This is a genomic window from Romboutsia sp. 13368, assembly GCF_018336475.1.
Taxonomy (GTDB): domain Bacteria; phylum Bacillota; class Clostridia; order Peptostreptococcales; family Peptostreptococcaceae; genus Romboutsia.
This window is the reverse complement of the sequence record NZ_CP048741.1, coordinates 933,509-934,228: the sequence shown is the minus strand read 5'-3', so window position 1 is coordinate 934,228 and position 720 is coordinate 933,509. Positions and strand designations below refer to the sequence as shown.

The 720-nt window shown below is 30.3% G+C and carries 1 protein-coding gene; it reads right to left on the bottom strand.

Annotation, left to right across the window (positions count from 1 at the left end; genetic code table 11):
• Window positions 1–640, bottom strand: a 640-nt coding sequence (gene deoC, locus G3997_RS03755) for a deoxyribose-phosphate aldolase (protein WP_330616196.1), incomplete at its 3' end; no start/stop codon positions are given.
• Window positions 641–720: the final 80 nt, after the last annotated feature.

The following is a 720-nucleotide window of genomic DNA, read 5'->3' as shown; positions in this document are numbered from 1 at the left end:
TTATTGCAACTGATGCACTTGCTCCTATTCTAGATGCTCCAGCTTCTATTACTTTAACTGCATCATCTTGGCATCTAACTCCACCAGATGCTTTTACTCCTATGTTTTCTCCAACAGTTTCTCTCATAAGTTTTATGTCAGCTGGCGTAGAACCACCTGTTCCGAATCCTGTAGAGGTTTTTACATAATCAGTACCAGCTTTAACTGCAAATTCACAAGCAATTTTCTTTTCATCATCTGTTAAGTAGCAAGTTTCTATTATAACTTTAACTAATGCTTTTTTATCTGCAGCATCAACAACTGCTTTTATATCTCTTTCAACTAAGTCATAGTTTTTATCTTTTAATGCACCTATGTTTATAACCATATCTACTTCATCTGCACCTTTAGCTATTGCATCTTTAGTTTCAAATGCTTTAACAGCTGAARTATTAGCTCCTAGAGGGAATCCTATAACTGTACATACTTTTACATTACTTCCTTCTAATTCTTTTTTAACTAATTCTATATGAGTTGGGTTTATACATACTGAGAAAAAGTTATTTTCTTTTGCTTCATTACATATTTTAACTACATCTTCTTTAGTTGCTGTAGCTTTTAATATTGTATGATCTATCATGTTCGCTATTTTATTATTCATTATAAATTCTCCTTTTGATAATTTCATTGTTATTTCTACAATATTTTACCACATTATATAAATCATATAAACTTACTTTA